This window comes from Glutamicibacter protophormiae, from assembly GCF_014647495.1.
In the GTDB taxonomy this organism is placed as follows: Bacteria; Actinomycetota; Actinomycetes; order Actinomycetales; family Micrococcaceae; genus Glutamicibacter; species Glutamicibacter protophormiae.
In genome coordinates, this window is record NZ_BMPH01000019.1 from 33,180 (window position 1) to 49,871 (window position 16,692).

Genomic DNA, 16,692 nt, shown 5'->3' on the forward strand with positions numbered 1-16,692 from the left:
CATTAACTACTTCGAGGCGCTAGCGCAAGACGATGTTTACCTGCTTTGTGGCCTATGATCGGATGCATGACCCTTGATCTGAATCTCCGCGTCATCCGCACAAACACCGAGGTGAGCGGACCATCCGTACTGCTCATCCACGGCTTCGCCTCATCCGGCGAATTGAATTGGGAGCGCGCTAGGTGGACGAATTATTTCACCGACCACGGCCGCAACGTCCTGCTGGTCGACCTTCCGGGCCACGGCGCCGAGCCGCACCGCAACGAAGGCAGCTGGGCCCCGAGCCAAATCCGCCAGGCGCTGGCCGCCATCGTGATCGACCTGGACGAAGGCCCTGTCGACGTGCTGGGCTACTCGCTGGGCTCGCGCCTCGCGTGGGAATTCGCCGCATGGAACCCGGACTTGGTAGAGCACCTGGTCATGGGCGGCCCGGGCGCCAACGACATGCTCGCCGGCTTCGAGATTGAGCAGGCGCGTAAATTCCTGGCCAGCGGCGAGGAGATCAACGACGACCTCACCGCATCCATCATGCAGATCGTCACCTCCGAGCCGTCCAACGATGCCGAAGCGCTGTTCAAGCTGATCGAGGGCATCAAGACCGAGCCCTTCGAACCCGAAACCAAGGTTCCTTCAACCCCCACGCTTCTGGTGGCTGGCGACCACGACGACCTGGCCACCACGATGCCCCAGCTGCGCCGCCTGCTCAAGGACGCAGGTACCCGCAACGAAGTGCTGTGGCTGGCCGGGCGCAACCACGCGAACGCCGTCACGAGCCGCGAATTCAAGGAAAAGACCTTGGAGTTCTTGGGCGCATAGCCAGAAGCGACATCTTGATTTCTGCCCGGGGACCGCGTAATTCATCCAACACGGTCCCCGGAGTCTGTCGTTCTCCACATCGCGCAGTACAAAGCAGCCTCGAATCGCACAACCCACCTATCGTCAGCAGATGAATTTCTTCAGCAGCGTGCTTGAATTCTTGAATTCCATCTGGACGTGGATGACGCCCGGCGTGCAGGCGCTGGCTTCGTGGGGAGCGCTCCTGCCGGCTTCAGTCGGGTTCATCGCCGCCTTGGCCGCGTTGCGAACTTTCCGGCTTCGCACCAGAGTTGATCATGCTGACCAGTGGTGGAAGCGCGTCCAATACGGACTTGAATTGGCCAAAAGCGACTCCATAGCGGATCAGGCAATGGGATCGCTGATATTGGGAACGCTCAATAGCCCGATGAAGCCGCAGCTTTCCGAGAACCCATGGTCGTCGAAACACCAGCAAGGCTCCTCGACTCCCACCCTGAAAGAAACCGTGGGCAAAGCCTTCGACCGGTTCAAAGCCTATGGGAAATTCAGGAAATCAATTCGCGATGGCTGGCTCGTATCACGACGCGAAGCCGCCATGTTGGCCTCCTTGTCCCGACTCATCTCTGATGATATTTCGGGCGAAAGCGTTCGAACCGACGAGCTGGGACCTTCGGGCATTCAGCTTAGTACCGGCACCCGCCAGGCGATTCGGGACGGCATCGTCGACGGCTTACGCGCCGCCCGGTTGGAGTCTAGAATTGGCACCAAGACATCACGAAAATGGTGGAAATAATGGTCACGCAACGTTCCAGGCAACCTGAAGGCGTCATTCCCGGCGATGGCCAGCCACCGAACTGCACGTCGAAAACGCGGCAATGACGAATACGTCATCGTCGATCCAGACGGCAACGTGCACTCAAAGGTGCTCAGCTACCTGTCAATGTTCGCCGCCAGGCAGCACGCGAAGAATGCGGTGGCTTTCTTGCCAACGATCACTCTGAGCCCGAACATGAAGGCACTGCTCAAGTACCAGATCCCGGGCGAATAGCGCGCTCTGCGCCGAAGCCGCCGTCTACAGCGGCGCGTAGAACAGCAGCGTCAAATCCGGGGCCTCGGCCGGGATCAGGTTGTGCTGCTCGTAGCGGGTCAGCCCCTTGGCCGGGTGGTTGAACAGCCGCTCGCGCGTGCCGAAGCCAGCGACGTCGCGCTCCTTCCAGATCGCCGCGAACTCCGGCGATGCGGCCGACACGCGGGCGACGATGCCGCTCTCCCCCGCAGGGTTCAGCCAGCCGCGCGTCTCGGCGCGGAAGCTTCCCACGAACCCGCGGCTCTGCTCCGCCCAGTCGGGCAGCATCTGCCGCAGCGACGCATCGGTGAACACCAGCCAGAGCAGGTTCCGGTCGTCTTCCTCCAGCACCTCGATCCGAGGGTACAGCTGCGCATAGTGCACGTTCCATCCGATGATGGTCCAGTCCGCGGAGAGCAGGAACGCAGGGAAGTCCAGCGCGTCCAGCAGCCGCTGCAGCGCGGGGGTCATGCCCTCGGAGGCCGCCGGAATCGTGTCGCGGTGCCCGCCGAGCGATAGCAGGTAGGTGGTCTCCACCGGAGTCAGGCGGTAGAGCCTGGCCAGCGAGTCCAGCACCTGGCGCGAGGGGTTGATGTCGCGAGCCTGCTCCAGCCAGGTGTACCAGGTGACGCTGATGCCGGCCAGCGTGGCCACTTCCTCCCGCCGCAGCCCGCGCAGCCGGCTGCGTCCCACCGCAGGCAGGCCGTGCGCGGCGCGGTCCGCCCGGGCCCGTCGGTCCTTGAGGAAACCGGCGAGTTCCTCCCTGCGGCGCTGACTAGCAGTCATCGGAGTCCCATCGTCATCTGGTAGTAGTACTACTAGTATTGTCACCGTCTGGGTCTGCGGCAAAACCTGTGATGTGATTATGCAATGACCACACTTCGTTCCCACACCGTCACCCATGGCCGCAATATGGCAGGCGCCCGCGCCCTGTTCCGCGCGGCCGGCGTCAACGGCGCAGATCTGGGCCGCAAGCCGATCATCGCCGTGGCCAACAGCTTCACCGAATTCGTGCCGGGCCACACCCACCTGCAGCCAGTGGGCCGCATCGTCTCCGATGCGATCACCGCCGCCGGCGGCATCCCGCGCGAGTTCAACACCATCGCGGTGGACGACGGCATCGCCATGGGCCACGGCGGCATGCTGTACTCGCTCCCATCGCGCGATTTGATCGCCGACTCGGTCGAATACATGGTCAACGCCCACTGCGCCGACGCGCTGATCTGCATCTCCAATTGCGACAAGATCACCCCCGGCATGCTGATGGCCGCGCTGCGCCTGAACATCCCGACCGTGTTCGTCTCCGGCGGCCCGATGGAATCCGGCCGCGCCACCCTGGTGGACGGCACCGTGCGCACCCTGGACCTGGTCGACGCCATCTCCGAGGCAGTGAACGAAAACGTTTCCGACGCGGACCTGCTGCGCATCGAGGAGTCGGCCTGCCCGACCTGCGGTTCCTGCTCCGGCATGTTCACCGCGAACTCGATGAACTGCCTGACCGAGGCCATGGGCCTGTCGCTGCCGGGCAACGGCTCCACCCTGGCCACGCACACCGCGCGCAAGGACCTCTACGAGAACGCCGGCAAGCTGGTTGTGGAGATTTCCAACCGCTACTACGGCGAAGACGACGACTCCGTCCTGCCGCGCAACATCGCCACCCCGGCCGCCTTCGGCAACGCCATGGCGCTGGATATCGCCATGGGCGGCTCCACCAACACCATCCTGCACCTGCTGGCCGCCGCGATCGAGGCCGGCGTCGAATTCGGCCTGGATGAGATCGACGAGGTCTCCCGCCGCGTGCCGTGCCTGGCCAAGGTGGCACCGAACTCGGCAGGTGCCGGCAAGATCTACTACATGGAGGACGTGCACCGCGCCGGCGGCATTCCCGCGATCCTCGGCGAGCTGCGCCGCGGCGGCCTGCTGGACGAAACCGTCCACACCGTGCACTCCAAGACCATGGGTGAATGGCTGGATGCCTGGGACATCCGCGGCGGCCATGCCGCTGAGGAATCGCTGGCCCTGTGGCACGCGGCCCCGGGCGGCGTCCGCTCCTCCACCGCATTCTCCCAGTCCGCCCAGTGGGAGGACCTGGACACCGACTCCGCCGGCGGCTGCATCCGTTCGGTCGAGCACGCCTACTCCAAGGACGGCGGCCTGGCCGTGCTGCGCGGCAACATCGCCGTGGACGGCGCCGTGGTCAAGACCGCCGGCGTGGATCCCTCCATCTGGACCTTCACCGGCCCGGCAGTGGTCTGCGAGTCCCAGGACGAGGCCGTCGAAAAGATCCTCAACAAGCAGGTCAAGGCCGGCGACGTGGTCGTCATCCGCTATGAGGGCCCCAAGGGCGGCCCAGGCATGCAGGAAATGCTCTACCCGACCTCGTTCCTCAAGGGCCGCGGCCTGGGTAAGGAATGCGCACTCATCACCGACGGCCGCTTCTCCGGCGGCACCTCGGGCCTGTCCATCGGCCACGTCTCCCCCGAGGCGGCCTCCGGCGGACTCATCGCCCTGGTCGAGGACGGCGACTCGATCTCCATCGACATCCCGACCCGCGACCTGACCCTGAACGTCGCCGACGAGGTCCTGGCCGAGCGCCGCGAACGCCTGCTGGCCACCACCGGCTACCGCCCGGCCAACCGCGAACGCGTCGTCTCCCCTGCGCTGCGCGCCTACGCCGCCATGGCCCTGTCTGCGGACAAGGGTGCAGTGCGCGACGTCGACCGCGTCGAGCGTGCCCTGCGCGAGGCCGATGAACGCGCCGCCGCGGCAGAACGCACGGCAGCAACCGCCAAGGCATAACCGCACTGACAGCCGAGAAGGGCCCGGAGCATCCGATCTGGATGCTCCGGGCCCTTTGCGCCTCTGCGACCTGCGGCGATCAACGCCCGTCAGAGCACGCTGCCCCAGAAACGACAAAGGGCCTGAGACCCATTAATTCATGAGTCCCAGGCCCGCCGAGATACTTTCCCACCCCCAAATGAGCATGCATCCAACAAGACGAAATCTCTCTCCGCGCACCCCCAAGTGCAATTCCTGAACTACGCCATCCCCATGGTATGAGTTCGTTGTGCGGCTGATTTCGTCTTTCAGCAGTTAAGAGTGATTCACCTCCGCTTCGTGACGCGGTTTTCTAAAAATAATTTGTCGCCGGGAAAGATTCCGGGCCGATTTCCGATAAAAATGCATGTCAGAGTGGTATTGCGGATCGAAGATCCTTTCGTGATTCGATCAAAAATAACTCTGACGAGGGTCCAGAACTTGACGAATTCTTGAGCTTCATCATTCGGACAGCTCTCCTGAAAGTCGTTGAGCGAAGCCACCTGAACGCTTTCCACCAAGGCCTATGGTTCCATGGTCTTCCCATGGCAGTGGTTCACGGATTCATACAACTTCGCCCGACAAGAATTTAAGAACGGATGCCGCCAAGTTCATGACGGTGATGTCGAGACACAGTCGGGCCCCTCTCTGGGAGGCATCTATTCACACTTAGGTCATTGAGCGTTCCAGAGCGAACAACCCTTTCAACGCCTCGATTTTGAATCGAACTTGATCCCTATCGAACACCACTAAGATATCCAGAACTCGTAGATACTTACCCATACTGTCGGAAAGCGGAGGACAATTAAGTTATGGGTATCAGAGATATTTTCGAGAATGACGACGACTCCCACCGCCTACCGATTGAAGCACCGGGGCTGAGGGACACTGTCCAAACGACAGGTACGTGGGGCGCGGCTATTCAGCGTCAGAAGTACTTTACCGGTCCCTTGGAAGTGCTAACCGAACTCAATAAGCAGATGCCTGCCCAGGACCTGGCCGTCGGCCTCGACCAACTGGCCATGCTCAGCCGGCTCCGCAGCATGCTTGATGCCAGCGAGGCAGTCCTCATGGCGGACACCTACGAACTCTTCGCGCGAGGCGTCGCTCTCCAATCCAGCGGCGACAACCGCATTCAAGCGGATGGCGAACCTACCCCTGAACAACTTGAGCAAATGGGCGTCTCCGCCGATGACATTCTGGCGAACTTGTCTGCAGGCTACTATCGCGTTACCCCACACGACCAAGACGTTGCGCGCTCCTCGTTCATTGCCGAAGCATCCATCGCGATGAGAGACACTGACAATCACATTTCCAATAAACTCACCATGGCTGAAGGTTTGCGGCACCTATGCCATGAAACCTTGAATGCTCTGAGCGCCGGTGAAATTACGACTCAGACTGCACGCGAGATCATCAAGAATGCTCAAGACCTCGAAACTGAAGACGTGCACCGCATGGAGGAACTCCTGCTGCCATTTGCCAAACACGCCACCGACTCGGCTGTCCGGCAACGGGCACGTCGGCTTCACGAAAAGATGCACCCCAAGCCAATCGACGAACGCCACAAAGATGCTAAAGAAACCCGGGATATGCGTTGGTGGATCGAGAAAGACGGCATAGCGGTCGCACAGCTTCGCGGCCCCGTGGAAGATATCATTTCAGTGGTAAACACCGTCGAGCATCATGTTGTTTCGAATGCTGATCCCGAAGACCCCCGAACACGCGGTCAATTACGATACGACACACTGAGGGACGCTTTGCTGGACGGTTGGCCTGAGGGCGGCGGTAGCACTCTGAAAACCAAGGTGGCCGTAACGATTCCGGCGGTCGAGATGCTGGCAGACCCTCGAAAGGCATTGGCAGACCTCGAAGGATACGGTCCAATCCCGATTGGAACGGCTTTGAAACTGGCGGCGCACGCCCCATCGATGCTTCGATTGCTGACTGACCCGTGGACTGGGGCCGTTATCGACGTCGACCGCAAGAAGTACAGCCCACCGCAAGCTCTTCGAGACCTGCTGAGATTCCGGGACACGCAGTGCCAGTTCCCGGGATGCAACCGCTTGCCTGAGCGATCCGAAGTTGAACACATCGATGACTGGGCCAAAGGCGGCGGAACCAACCGCACCAACACCAAGCTTTGCTGCAAACGACACCAGATGTTCAAGCATGCTTTGGGCTGGAACTACACTTACCTCCCCGATGGCTCGGTCATGTGGCGCACTCCTCATGGGCAGACATGCATCGAGATTCCAGGATCAGTGACGAGCGTTCAGAACTTCGATTTCAACGCAGATCGCGCCCCGCAACGTCTGGACGTCGAGCTCACAGACCGTGTAAGGAAAGTTCTGGGGTACGAATTCGAAGAACCGCCCGAATTAGATGCGAACTAGCTCTTGCGAGTTTCCAAAACGGGAGTGTTGCCCCATTCCACAGCCTCATCGCGTTGAGCTTAGATATGGATTCAAGGTATAAAGCACCAGGTCAATCGACCTGTTCCAGTGGTTCGAATGCAGTTGTGCACCGCGAATAGTTCCTTGCCTCGCATGAACGGATTATTGGTTCAATGAACCGTGGCAGTTCGCCTACGGTTCCTGCATTTGCTCCGATCGAGTAAAAGCAACCTACCAAATGAACAAAAATTCTGTTCGTTTTCACCGCGTAGTCAGCTGTAGCCGACTCTAGTCATTTGCCTCAACCCGCAGGTGTTCACCAATATCAGCACGTACAGCTCGTTGCTTTGAACGCGCCGTACGCAGCCTACCCTGATACCCCGGAAGGCACCGATGTGAACAATTATTCTGTTCACTTTCCGCCATCATGCCCTCTGAATCTGAATTATCCTCGTGTTCGGGTTGCATGGATTCATGAAAGATACGTCCGGAATGATGAGTTCCAGAAGTAAGTAGATGTACCGTGTCAATACAACTGCCTAACACCAGCGGATTGCAGCATGAGCATTATTTTTGTTCATGGGCAGGACGGGGCTTCCGGATCGACAAGTGCCGGACGTTTACCTGAGCGTCTCGAATGAACGACGAATCATCAAGTTTGGTACGGGTTTCCGCGCCCACCCTGCGCCTCGCCTGCTACAGGTGCAACGAGGAACATCTGATATTCGAGAGTCACACCGGCCTGCGAAACGCGCCATCAGGAACTGAACACATTTTCTGTTCAATTTTCACCAACAGTTCGCCTGTGGCCCATGACGACTTCTCCCTGCATTCGAACCACCACGCCAAGATAGAAGCTTCTTGGCAGGTACGGGCAGACCGAGATGAACACCGTGAAAGTCGCACGCAAACCGAGATCAAATATTCACTGGCGCTCAATCGACGATGAGTTTCATATGCCTCTGGCTCCTCGCGTTACGGCACCATGAAAAGTTTGACTCCCTGTCGAAACCCGCGGAATCGCAGGGATTCGGGGCTATTGATCCAGTCCGAGAAAGCAATTGTGGATTGCCATCTTGACAGTCCATGAGATTGAGCGCACACTGATCGTATACGATTTGATGTACGAGATCATGTACGACGAAAGTGGGCAATTCACCGATGAGCACTCCGATTCCGGTCACCGAGGAAACCTTCAGCCAGGCAGGTAAGGTCCTGGCCGTACACCTGAGCTACTCTTCGCGTGCAGCGCAGCGCGGTCGCACCCCGAAGTTCCCAAGCTACTTCATGAAGGCTTCGAGCTCCCTGGCAGCCACCAACGGCACCGTCGAGCGCCCGGCCGGCACTGAGCTGCTGGCTTTCGAAGGCGAGATCGCACTGATCATCGGCAAGGCAGCCCGCCGCGTTTCCGTCGAGGATGCCTGGGGCTACGTCGGCTCCATCACCGCATCGAACGACCTGGGCGTGCACGACATGAAGTACGCCGACAAGGGCTCGAACATCCGCTCGAAGTCCGGCGACGGCTACACCCCACTGGGCCCAGTCGCACTGGATGCCGCCACCGTCGACCCGGCCAAGCTGCGTGTGCAGACCTGGGTCAACGGCGAGATCGCCCAGGACGCAGACACCTCCGAGCTGCTGTTCTCCTTCGCGCAGATTGTCGCCGACCTGTCCCAGCAGATGACGCTGCTGCCGGGCGACATCATCCTGACCGGCACCCCTGCCGGCTCCACCGTTTTCTTCCCGGGCGACGTCGTCGAGGTCGAGGTCACCGATCTGGTCTCCGGCGCCACCACCGGCAAGCTGAAGACCACCGCCGTTGAGGGCACCGCGACCTTCGGCGACTTCGGCAACCAGCCAAAGGTCACCGAGAAGGACAAGGAAGACGCCTACGGCGACCGCGAGTCCGCCGGCCTGGCCCCGAAGCTGACCGGCAAGGACGTGCTGACCGACGCCATCCGCGAGCAGCTGGCCTCCGTCGCGACCGCCACCCTGTCCGGCACCATGCGCAAGCACGGCATGAACAACGTGAACATCGAAGTTTCCGGCGCCACCAAGGGCATGCAGCGCGTGATCGGCACCGCCGCCACCCTGCGCTACATCCCGAACCGCGAGGACCTCTTCAAGGCCCACGGCGGCGGCTACAACATGCAGAAGCAGGCCATCGACGCGGTCAAGGACGGCGAAATCCTGGTCATGGAGGCCCGCGGCGAGACCGGTTCGGCCACCCTGGGCGACATCCTGGCCCTGCGTTCGCAGCAGCTGGGCGCGGCGGCCATCATCTCCGACGGCGGCGTGCGCGACCTGGATGCCGTGAGCAACCTGGAGATCCCGGTCTTCCACAACGGACCGCACCCGGCAGTGCTCGGCCGCAAGCATGTGGCCTGGGACCGCGACATCACCGTGGCCTGCGGCGGCGTTTCGGTGCAGCCCGGCGACGTGATCGTGGCCGACTCCGATGGCATCGTGGTGATCCCGCCGGCAATGGTCGAGCAGATCGCCGCCGAGGCCGCAGCCACCGAGGAGAACGACGAGTTCATCTTCGCCATGGTCAAGCGCGGCCACGGCATCGAGGGCCTGTTCCCGATGAACGCCGAATGGAAAACCAAGTTCAACGCCTGGAAGGACGCAGGCAGCCCGGACCTGGACTCATGGGCGCTGTAATGACCGCCTCCAAGTCCGAGGCTGCCTACCAGCTGGTCTCCGAGCGCATCGTCAACGGCGCCTACTCCCCGGGCTACCGCCTGGTGCTGGGCACCATTGCCGACGAACTGGGCTGCTCCGTGGTCCCGGTGCGCGAGGCGATCCGCCGGCTGGAGGCCGAAGGACTGGTGCATTTCACCCGCAATGTCGGGGCGACCGTCGCCCACGTGGATTCCACGCTGTACCTGCACACCATGCAGACGCTGATGATCATCGAGCCGGCCGCCACCGCACTGGCCGCCGACGCGATGGACGCGGCATGGCTGGCCGAGGCGCGGAAGCTGAACGATGCGATGCGCCAGTGCCTGGAGGACTTCGACCCGGTCGCGTTCACCCGGATGAACACCGAGTTCCACAAGCTGCTCTACGGCCAGTGCCCGAATCCGCACATCCTGGACCTGGTCCAGCGCGGCTGGCGCCGGCTGGCGGCGATGCGGGCCAGCTCCTTCACCCACATCCCTTCGAGGGCCAAGGCCAGCGTCGAGGAACACGAGGCGCTGCTGGAACTGATCGCGAACCACGCCACCCCGGCGCAGATCGAGACGGCGGCCCGCAAGCACCGCGCCAACACGCTGAACGCGTATCTGGCTTCGGCCGGGATGCCGCCCAGCGCCATCTAGAAAACTTACTCCCCACTATTTTCCACACCGCACGAAAGGAAATGCCCGCCGATGAGCAAGCACTTCGTTCCAGAAAACCTGCCGGCCAAGATCCAGCACTACATCAACGGTGAATTCGTCGATTCCATCGGCGGCGAAACCTTCGAGGTCCTGGACCCGGTGACCAACACCGCCTACACCACCGCCGCCGCCGGCCAGAAGGCCGACATCGACGCCGCGGTGGCCGCCGCCACCGAGGCCTTCAAGAACGGCCCATGGCCGAAGATGAAGCCGCGCGAGCGCGCCAACGTGTTGTACAAGATCGCCGACGCCGTCGTCGCCCAGCAGGACCGCCTGGCCGAGATGGAGACCTTCGACACCGGCCTGCCGATCACCCAGGCCAAGGGCCAGGCCCAGCGCGCCGCGGAGAACTTCCGCTTCTTCGCCGACCTGATCGTCGCCCAGCACGACACCGCCCTGAAGGTTCCGGGCACCCAGCTGAACTACGTGAACCGCAAGCCGATCGGCGTCGCTGGACTGATCACCCCGTGGAACACCCCGTTCATGCTCGAGTCCTGGAAGCTCGCTCCGTCGATCGCCTCGGGCTGCACCGTCGTGCTGAAGCCGGCCGAGTTCACCCCGCTGTCCGCCTCGCTGTGGGCCACCATCTTCGAGGAAGCCGGCCTGCCGAAGGGCGTCTTCAACCTGGTCAACGGCATGGGCGAAGAGGCCGGCGACGCGCTGGTCAAGCACCCGGACGTCCCGCTGATCTCCTTCACCGGCGAGTCCTCGACCGGCCAGCTGATCTTCCGCAACTGCGCCGAGAACCTCAAGGGCATGAGCATGGAGCTGGGCGGCAAGTCCCCGGCCATCGTGTTCGACGACGCCGACTTCGACGCGGCCATCGATTCCACCCTGTTCGGCGTGTTCTCGCTGAACGGTGAACGCTGCACCGCCGGCAGCCGCATCCTGGTCCAGCGCGGCATCTACGAGAAGTTCGTCGAGGCCTACGCGGCCCGCGCCAAGAACATCAAGGTCGGCGATCCGCACGATCCAACCACCCAGGTCGGCGCGCTGGTGCACCCTGAGCACTACGACAAGGTCATGAGCTACGTGGAAATCGGCAAGTCCGAGGGCCGCGTCGTCGCCGGCGGCGGACGCCCGGAGAACCTGCCCGAGGGCCAGGAGAACGGCTCCTACGTCGCACCGACCGTGTTCGCCGACGTCGCCCCGGATGCCCGCATCTTCCAGGAAGAGATCTTCGGCCCGGTCGTCGCCATCACCCCGTTCGACACCGACGAGGAAGCCCTGGCGCTGGCGAACAACACCCGCTACGGCCTGGCCGCCTACGTGTGGACCAACGACCTGAAGCGCGCGCACAACTTCGCGCAGGACATCGAGGCCGGCATGGTCTGGCTGAACTCGCACAACGTGCGCGACCTGCGCAGCCCGTTCGGCGGCGTGAAGGCCTCGGGCCTGGGCCACGAAGGCGGCTACCGCTCGATCGACTTCTACACCGACCAGCAGGCAGTGCACATCACCCTGGGCGATGTCCACACCCCGAAGTTCGGCGCCTAACCATTACTTTTCACGCTTGCAAAGGAGCAACCCAATGAGCAACGAAATCCCCAAGCCAGTCGCACCAGCACCGGATATCCTGCGCTGCGCCTACGCCGAACTGGTCGTCACCGACCTGGCCAAGTCCCGCAACTTCTACGTGGACGTCCTGGGCCTGCACGTATCCTACGAGGACGAGAACCAGATCTACCTGCGCTCCTTCGAGGAGTTCATCCACCACAACCTGGTCCTGACCAAGGGTCCGGTCGCCGCGCTGAAGGCCATGGCATTCCGCGTGCGCACCCCTGAGGACGTCGACAAGGCCGAGGCCTACTACCAGGAGCTGGGCTGCCGCACCGAGCGCCGCAAGAACGGCTTCGTCAAGGGCATCGGCGACGCCCTGCGCGTGGAGGATCCACTGGGCTTCCCATACGAGTTCTTCTTCGAGACCACCCATGTCGAACGCCTGCACATGCGCTACGACCTGTACTCGGCCGGCGAACTGGTCCGCCTGGACCACTTCAACCAGGTGACCCCGGACGTGCCGCGCGGCCGCAAGTACCTCGAGGACCTGGGCTTCCGCGTCACCGAGGACATCCAGGATGACGAGGGCACCACCTACGCAGCCTGGATGCACCGCAAGGGCACCGTGCACGACACCGCCCTGACCGGCGGCAACGGCCCGCGCCTGCACCACGTGGCCTTCTCCACCCACGAGAAGCACAACATCATCCAGATCTGCGACAAGATGGGCGCCCTGCGCATCTCGGACCGGATCGAGCGCGGCCCGGGCCGCCACGGCGTCTCCAACGCGTTCTACCTGTACATCCTGGATCCGGACAACCACCGCATCGAGATCTACACCCAGGACTACTACACCGGCGACCCGGACAACCCGACCATCACCTGGAACGTCCACGACAACCAGCGCCGCGACTGGTGGGGCAACCCGGTTGTGCCTTCGTGGTACACCGAGGCCTCCAAGGTCCTGGACCTGGACGGCAACGTGCAGGAGATCATCGAGCGCACCGACGACTCCGAACTGGAAGTCACCATCGGCGCCGACGGCTTCTCCTTCACCCGCGCGGGCGACGAGGACGGCTCGTACCACGGCCAGGCTTCGAAGGGCTTCAAGCTGGGCAACCAGCTCTAGACCCTTCGCTATCGCGTAGCCCTTCCCTGGCTACTACGTGGAGAACTGCGGTTCGCACTTCGGTGCGGGCCGCAGTTCTTTTTTGCGTCTTGAGGCTCGCGGCCCCGGGCGGCTCAGGATCCGTGCGCGGCCAGCCGCCCGATCTCCAGGCCCCCGGCATCGCAGACGATGAGCTGCCCGTCGGCCTCGCGCGCGCTGGCGAGCCTGGAGAGCCAGGTGTCCACGCCCTGGCAATACATCATGGTGCTGGCCATCTGCGAAAAGAGGTAGCCATCGCCCTCGGCGCGCCACGAGCCCATGAGCCGGTTGCAGCCATCCGAGCCGCTCACCCGGCCACCCGCCCAGAGCACCAGCGACGGTTGCCCGGGTTCTTCGCCGCCCCACTGCCCGATCATTTTTTCATCCATGCTTCCGAGGGTAGCGCCTCGTCCCGGAATGACGGCGGCCGGGGATTGTGTCGCCCCTGCTTGCTAGCGTGGGAACCAGCAGAACACCGGGCATATCACGAGGAGCGCAATGGAGCACAGGAATACCGCCGCAGGCGGGGAAGATCTCGTGGAGCTGGCCCGCACCATCGCCACGAAGGCTCACCAGGGCCAGACGGACAAGCTCGGCGCGGCCTACATCGGCCATCCGGCCCGGGTCGCGGGACATGCCCGGCGCCTGGGCGGGGATGACTACGCCGTGGCGGCGGCGTGGCTGCATGACGTGGTCGAGGACTGCGGCGTCACCGCCGGGGACCTGCGCGCGGCCGGAATCCCCCAGGAGGTCTGCGACGCCGTGGTGCGGCTAAGCAAGGTTCCGGGGCAGGCCCTGGAGGAGTACTGCGCGGCGGTGAAGGCCGACCCGCTGGCGCTGCTGGTCAAGCGCGCCGATCTGGCCGACAACACCGACCCGGAACGCACCGGCCTGCTGCCGGCGGATACCCGCTCACGGCTGGCGGCGAAGTATGCGCGCACCCGCGCGCTGCTGGGGATCGCCGGCTGACCCGGACGGCGCCCCATTGACATTGGGGTGCATTGGGCAAGACTGGGAGCATGGCTCACCAGTCGCACCAAGGATACCGGGACCGCAGCCACGCTGGCGCGGCGCTGGGCATGGCGCTGGCCGCCGAGCTGCCTGCGGGCGAGTACACCGTGCTGGGGCTGCTGCGCGGAGGGGTCCCGATCGCCGCCGAGGTGGCGCGCAGCCTGGACGCGACGCTCGGAGCGCTGGCGGTGCGCAAGCTCGGTGTGCCCAGCAACCCGGAGATCGCCTTCGGGGCGATCGCCAGCTACGGCGCGTCCTCGGGTCGCTACCTCAATCCGGAAATCCACCGAAGGGCGTTGCGCTACTTCGGCGAGTCCGCGCTTGAAACCCTGGAAACCGCCGCCACCCGGGAACTGATGTCCCTGGCCGAGCAGTTCAAGCCTTTCGCCCCTCCGCTCCAGGGCCGGCACGTCATCCTGTGCGACGACGGCATCGCCACCGGGGCAACCATGATGGCGGCGCTGGACCTGGTCTGGCGGCTGAAGCCGGGGATGGTGGTCGTCGCCGCCCCGGTGGCGCCCTCGGAGCTGGTGCAGAACCTGGCTTATCCGGCCGACCGGGTGGTCATCGACATGGTCCCAGGGGACTTCCGGGCGGTTGGCGCCTACTACCAGGATTTCGGACCGGTGGAACGCGAGGAGGTGCTGCGGCTGCTGCGAGCGGCCGGGAATTAGGCGGGGCCGGCAAGCCACCTAGACTTAAGGGCATGACTGCAACGCTCGTCGCCAAGGACCTCACCGGCGGCCACGCCCACCGGACCCTCTTCTCGCACCTGGATTTCACCGCCGCCCCGGGCGACGTGTACGGGGTGGTCGGGGTGAACGGCGCCGGCAAGAGCACGCTGCTGCGGCTGCTGGCCGGGGTGGACGAACCGCAGGGCGGCTCGGTGTCCACCGCGCCGGACGGTGCGTTCATCGGCTGGCTGCCCCAGGAGCACGAGCGCTTCGCCGGCGAGGACATCGCCGGCTACCTGGCCCGGCGCACCGGCTGCGCCCAGGCCACCGAGGCCATGGAGTCCGCCGCGCAGGACATGGCCGATGCCATCCCCGGGGCGGACGACGCCTACGCTGCCGCGTTCGAGACCTGGATGGCCTCCGGCGCCATGGACCTGGAGGACCGGATCCCCGAAACGCTGGCCGAGCTGGGCTTCACCCTGCCGCTGGACACCGGGACCGCGGCGCTGTCCGGAGGCCAGATGGCCCGCGTCGCGCTGGCCGCCCTGCTGCTCTCCCGCTTCGACGTGGTGCTGCTCGACGAGCCGACCAACGATCTGGACCTGGAGGGGCTCGAACGGCTGGAGCAGTTCATCATGGCGCTGCGCGCCCCGGTGATGCTAGTTTCGCACGACCGCGAGTTCCTGGCCCGCTGCACCACCGGGATCATCGAGCTCGACCTGGCGCAGCAGCAGGTCGCCGTCTACGAGGGCGGCTACGACGCCTACCTGGAGGAGCGCGCGGTGAGCCGCCGCCATGCGCGCGAGGCCTACGACGAGTTCGCCGGGAAGAAGGCGGACTTGGTCTCCCGCGCCCGCACCCAGCGCGAATGGTCCTCGCAGGGCGTGCGCAACGCCATGCGCAAGGCGCCGGACAACGACAAGATCCGCCGCCGCGCCAACAGCGAATCCTCGGAAAAGCAGGCGGCCAAGGTGCGCCAGATGGAATCGCGTATCAAGCGGCTGGACGAGGTGGCCGAGCCGCGCAAGGAATGGGTGCTGCAGTTCTCCATCGCCGACGCCCCGCGCGGCTCCTCGGTGCTGTGCACGCTGAACCAGGCGCAGCTCGCGCTGGGCGGCTTTGCGTTCGGGCCCGTCAGCGTGCAGGTCAACGCCGGGGACCGGATCGGCATCACCGGGCCGAATGGCGCCGGCAAGTCCACGCTGCTGAACCTGCTGCTGGGCCGGCTGACCCCGGATGCCGGAACGTCGGCCCTGGGCGCCTCGGTGATGATCGGCGAAATCGACCAGGCGCGCAGCCAGCTGCCCGCGGCCCTCCCGCTGGGCGAGGCCTTCGAGGCGGCGGTGCCGGAGTACTCCGCGGCCGAGGCGCGCACGCTGCTGGCCAAGTTCGGGCTCAAGGCGGAGCAGACCGCGTCCCCGGTGGGCAAGCTCTCCCCCGGCGAACGCACCCGCGCCTCGATGGCGCTGCTGCAGGCGCGCGGGGTGAACCTGCTGGTGCTCGACGAACCCACCAACCACCTGGACCTGCCGGCCATCGAGCAGCTCGAGGAGGCGCTGGAGGCCTACCAGGGGGCGTTGCTGCTGGTCACCCACGACCGGCGCATGCTCCAGAACGTGCGGCTCGACGCCCGCTGGCAGGTGCAGGACGGGAAGCTGGCCGCGGGGATCTAGTTCGGCCGAGTCATAGACCAGTCGGCTCCCAGCAATCTGCCGTAGAGTGAATCGTAGAGGAGCCGAGACTTTCAGTTCTTTACGACTGAAACGTCGCCATCTGCCAAAGCCAAGGACCCATCTTGAGTAGCACTCCAGTTTTGCCATCGACTGCACCCACGGTGAAACCCGGTGATCCCAAAAGCTTCTTCCACGTCAAACAACTCGTCAGCCAAGCAGGACTGATCCGC

Annotated in this window: 14 protein-coding genes; 12 read left to right on the forward strand and 2 right to left on the reverse strand. The window is 63.9% G+C overall.

The window, feature by feature from the left end; translation table 11 throughout:
* Positions 1 to 66: 66 nt before the first annotated feature.
* From IEY43_RS16930 to IEY43_RS16940, 3 genes are all read left to right on the forward strand, one after another.
* Positions 67 to 816, forward strand: a complete 750-nt coding sequence (locus tag IEY43_RS16930; RefSeq protein ID WP_188950030.1) for an alpha/beta fold hydrolase — start codon at positions 67 to 69, stop codon at positions 814 to 816.
* 130 nt (positions 817 to 946) lie between these two features.
* Complete coding sequence (locus tag IEY43_RS16935) at positions 947 to 1,588, forward strand: hypothetical protein (protein WP_188950032.1); 642 nt, start codon at positions 947 to 949, stop codon at positions 1,586 to 1,588.
* A gap of 45 nt (positions 1,589 to 1,633) precedes the next feature.
* On the forward strand, positions 1,634 to 1,843 hold the full coding sequence (locus IEY43_RS16940; protein WP_188950033.1) for a hypothetical protein: 210 nt from the start codon (positions 1,634 to 1,636) through the stop codon (positions 1,841 to 1,843).
* Between the two features lie 24 nt (positions 1,844 to 1,867).
* Here IEY43_RS16940 and IEY43_RS16945 read toward each other — a convergent pair whose 3' ends face one another.
* Entirely contained in the window at positions 1,868 to 2,647 is a 780-nt protein-coding gene (locus tag IEY43_RS16945; protein ID WP_188950035.1) for a helix-turn-helix transcriptional regulator, read from the reverse strand.
* 84 nt (positions 2,648 to 2,731) lie between these two features.
* Between IEY43_RS16945 and ilvD the strand changes: the two genes are divergently transcribed.
* From ilvD to hpaD, 6 genes are all read left to right on the forward strand, one after another.
* Positions 2,732 to 4,660 (forward strand): dihydroxy-acid dehydratase, encoded by a 1,929-nt coding sequence (ilvD, locus tag IEY43_RS16950; RefSeq protein WP_188950037.1) that lies wholly within the window; start codon positions 2,732 to 2,734, stop codon positions 4,658 to 4,660.
* A gap of 830 nt (positions 4,661 to 5,490) precedes the next feature.
* Positions 5,491 to 7,074 carry an HNH endonuclease signature motif containing protein gene (locus IEY43_RS16955; RefSeq protein WP_188950039.1) on the forward strand — a complete coding sequence of 528 codons (1,584 nt, stop codon included), beginning with the start codon at positions 5,491 to 5,493 and terminating at the stop codon, positions 7,072 to 7,074.
* A gap of 1,161 nt (positions 7,075 to 8,235) precedes the next feature.
* Positions 8,236 to 9,738 (forward strand): fumarylacetoacetate hydrolase family protein, encoded by a 1,503-nt coding sequence (locus IEY43_RS16960; RefSeq protein ID WP_188950041.1) that lies wholly within the window; start codon positions 8,236 to 8,238, stop codon positions 9,736 to 9,738.
* Complete coding sequence (locus IEY43_RS16965) at positions 9,738 to 10,397, forward strand: GntR family transcriptional regulator (RefSeq protein ID WP_188950043.1); 660 nt, start codon at positions 9,738 to 9,740, stop codon at positions 10,395 to 10,397. Before IEY43_RS16960 ends, IEY43_RS16965 begins: the two co-directional genes overlap by 1 nt.
* Positions 10,398 to 10,448: 51 nt before the next feature.
* Positions 10,449 to 11,954 (forward strand): 5-carboxymethyl-2-hydroxymuconate semialdehyde dehydrogenase, encoded by a 1,506-nt coding sequence (gene hpaE, locus IEY43_RS16970; protein WP_188950045.1) that lies wholly within the window; start codon positions 10,449 to 10,451, stop codon positions 11,952 to 11,954.
* A 34-nt stretch (positions 11,955 to 11,988) separates the two neighbouring features.
* Positions 11,989 to 13,086 (forward strand): 3,4-dihydroxyphenylacetate 2,3-dioxygenase, encoded by a 1,098-nt coding sequence (hpaD, locus tag IEY43_RS16975; RefSeq protein ID WP_188950047.1) that lies wholly within the window; start codon positions 11,989 to 11,991, stop codon positions 13,084 to 13,086.
* Positions 13,087 to 13,199: 113 nt separating this feature from the next.
* Here hpaD and IEY43_RS16980 read toward each other — a convergent pair whose 3' ends face one another.
* The gene (locus IEY43_RS16980; RefSeq protein WP_188950049.1) at positions 13,200 to 13,493 is read right to left on the reverse strand and encodes an META domain-containing protein; all 294 of its coding nucleotides are present in this window, start codon (positions 13,491 to 13,493) and stop codon (positions 13,200 to 13,202) included.
* A gap of 109 nt (positions 13,494 to 13,602) precedes the next feature.
* Between IEY43_RS16980 and IEY43_RS16985 the strand changes: the two genes are divergently transcribed.
* The 3 genes from IEY43_RS16985 to IEY43_RS16995 are packed head-to-tail and all read left to right on the forward strand — an operon-like array spanning position 13,603 to position 16,462.
* Positions 13,603 to 14,073, forward strand: coding sequence for an HD domain-containing protein (locus tag IEY43_RS16985; protein ID WP_188950051.1), 471 nt, complete (start codon positions 13,603 to 13,605; stop codon positions 14,071 to 14,073).
* A 50-nt stretch (positions 14,074 to 14,123) separates the two neighbouring features.
* Positions 14,124 to 14,789: a phosphoribosyltransferase gene (locus tag IEY43_RS16990; protein ID WP_188950053.1), complete on the forward strand. Its 666-nt coding sequence runs from the start codon at positions 14,124 to 14,126 to the stop codon at positions 14,787 to 14,789.
* Positions 14,790 to 14,821: 32 nt separating this feature from the next.
* Positions 14,822 to 16,462: an ABC-F family ATP-binding cassette domain-containing protein gene (locus IEY43_RS16995; protein WP_188950054.1), complete on the forward strand. Its 1,641-nt coding sequence runs from the start codon at positions 14,822 to 14,824 to the stop codon at positions 16,460 to 16,462.
* Positions 16,463 to 16,692: the final 230 nt, after the last annotated feature.

Coding starts and splice junctions, on each gene's coding strand:
- IEY43_RS16930 (WP_188950030.1), top strand. CDS start 67: ATGACCCTTGATCTGAATCTCCGCGTCATCCGCACAAACACCGAGGTG.
- IEY43_RS16935 (WP_188950032.1), top strand. CDS start 947: ATGAATTTCTTCAGCAGCGTGCTTGAATTCTTGAATTCCATCTGGACG.
- IEY43_RS16940 (WP_188950033.1), top strand. CDS start 1,634: ATGGCCAGCCACCGAACTGCACGTCGAAAACGCGGCAATGACGAATAC.
- IEY43_RS16945 (WP_188950035.1), bottom strand. CDS start 2,647: ATGACTGCTAGTCAGCGCCGCAGGGAGGAACTCGCCGGTTTCCTCAAG.
- ilvD (WP_188950037.1), top strand. CDS start 2,732: ATGACCACACTTCGTTCCCACACCGTCACCCATGGCCGCAATATGGCA.
- IEY43_RS16955 (WP_188950039.1), top strand. CDS start 5,491: ATGGGTATCAGAGATATTTTCGAGAATGACGACGACTCCCACCGCCTA.
- IEY43_RS16960 (WP_188950041.1), top strand. CDS start 8,236: ATGAGCACTCCGATTCCGGTCACCGAGGAAACCTTCAGCCAGGCAGGT.
- IEY43_RS16965 (WP_188950043.1), top strand. CDS start 9,738: ATGACCGCCTCCAAGTCCGAGGCTGCCTACCAGCTGGTCTCCGAGCGC.
- hpaE (WP_188950045.1), top strand. CDS start 10,449: ATGAGCAAGCACTTCGTTCCAGAAAACCTGCCGGCCAAGATCCAGCAC.
- hpaD (WP_188950047.1), top strand. CDS start 11,989: ATGAGCAACGAAATCCCCAAGCCAGTCGCACCAGCACCGGATATCCTG.
- IEY43_RS16980 (WP_188950049.1), bottom strand. CDS start 13,493: ATGGATGAAAAAATGATCGGGCAGTGGGGCGGCGAAGAACCCGGGCAA.
- IEY43_RS16985 (WP_188950051.1), top strand. CDS start 13,603: ATGGAGCACAGGAATACCGCCGCAGGCGGGGAAGATCTCGTGGAGCTG.
- IEY43_RS16990 (WP_188950053.1), top strand. CDS start 14,124: ATGGCTCACCAGTCGCACCAAGGATACCGGGACCGCAGCCACGCTGGC.
- IEY43_RS16995 (WP_188950054.1), top strand. CDS start 14,822: ATGACTGCAACGCTCGTCGCCAAGGACCTCACCGGCGGCCACGCCCAC.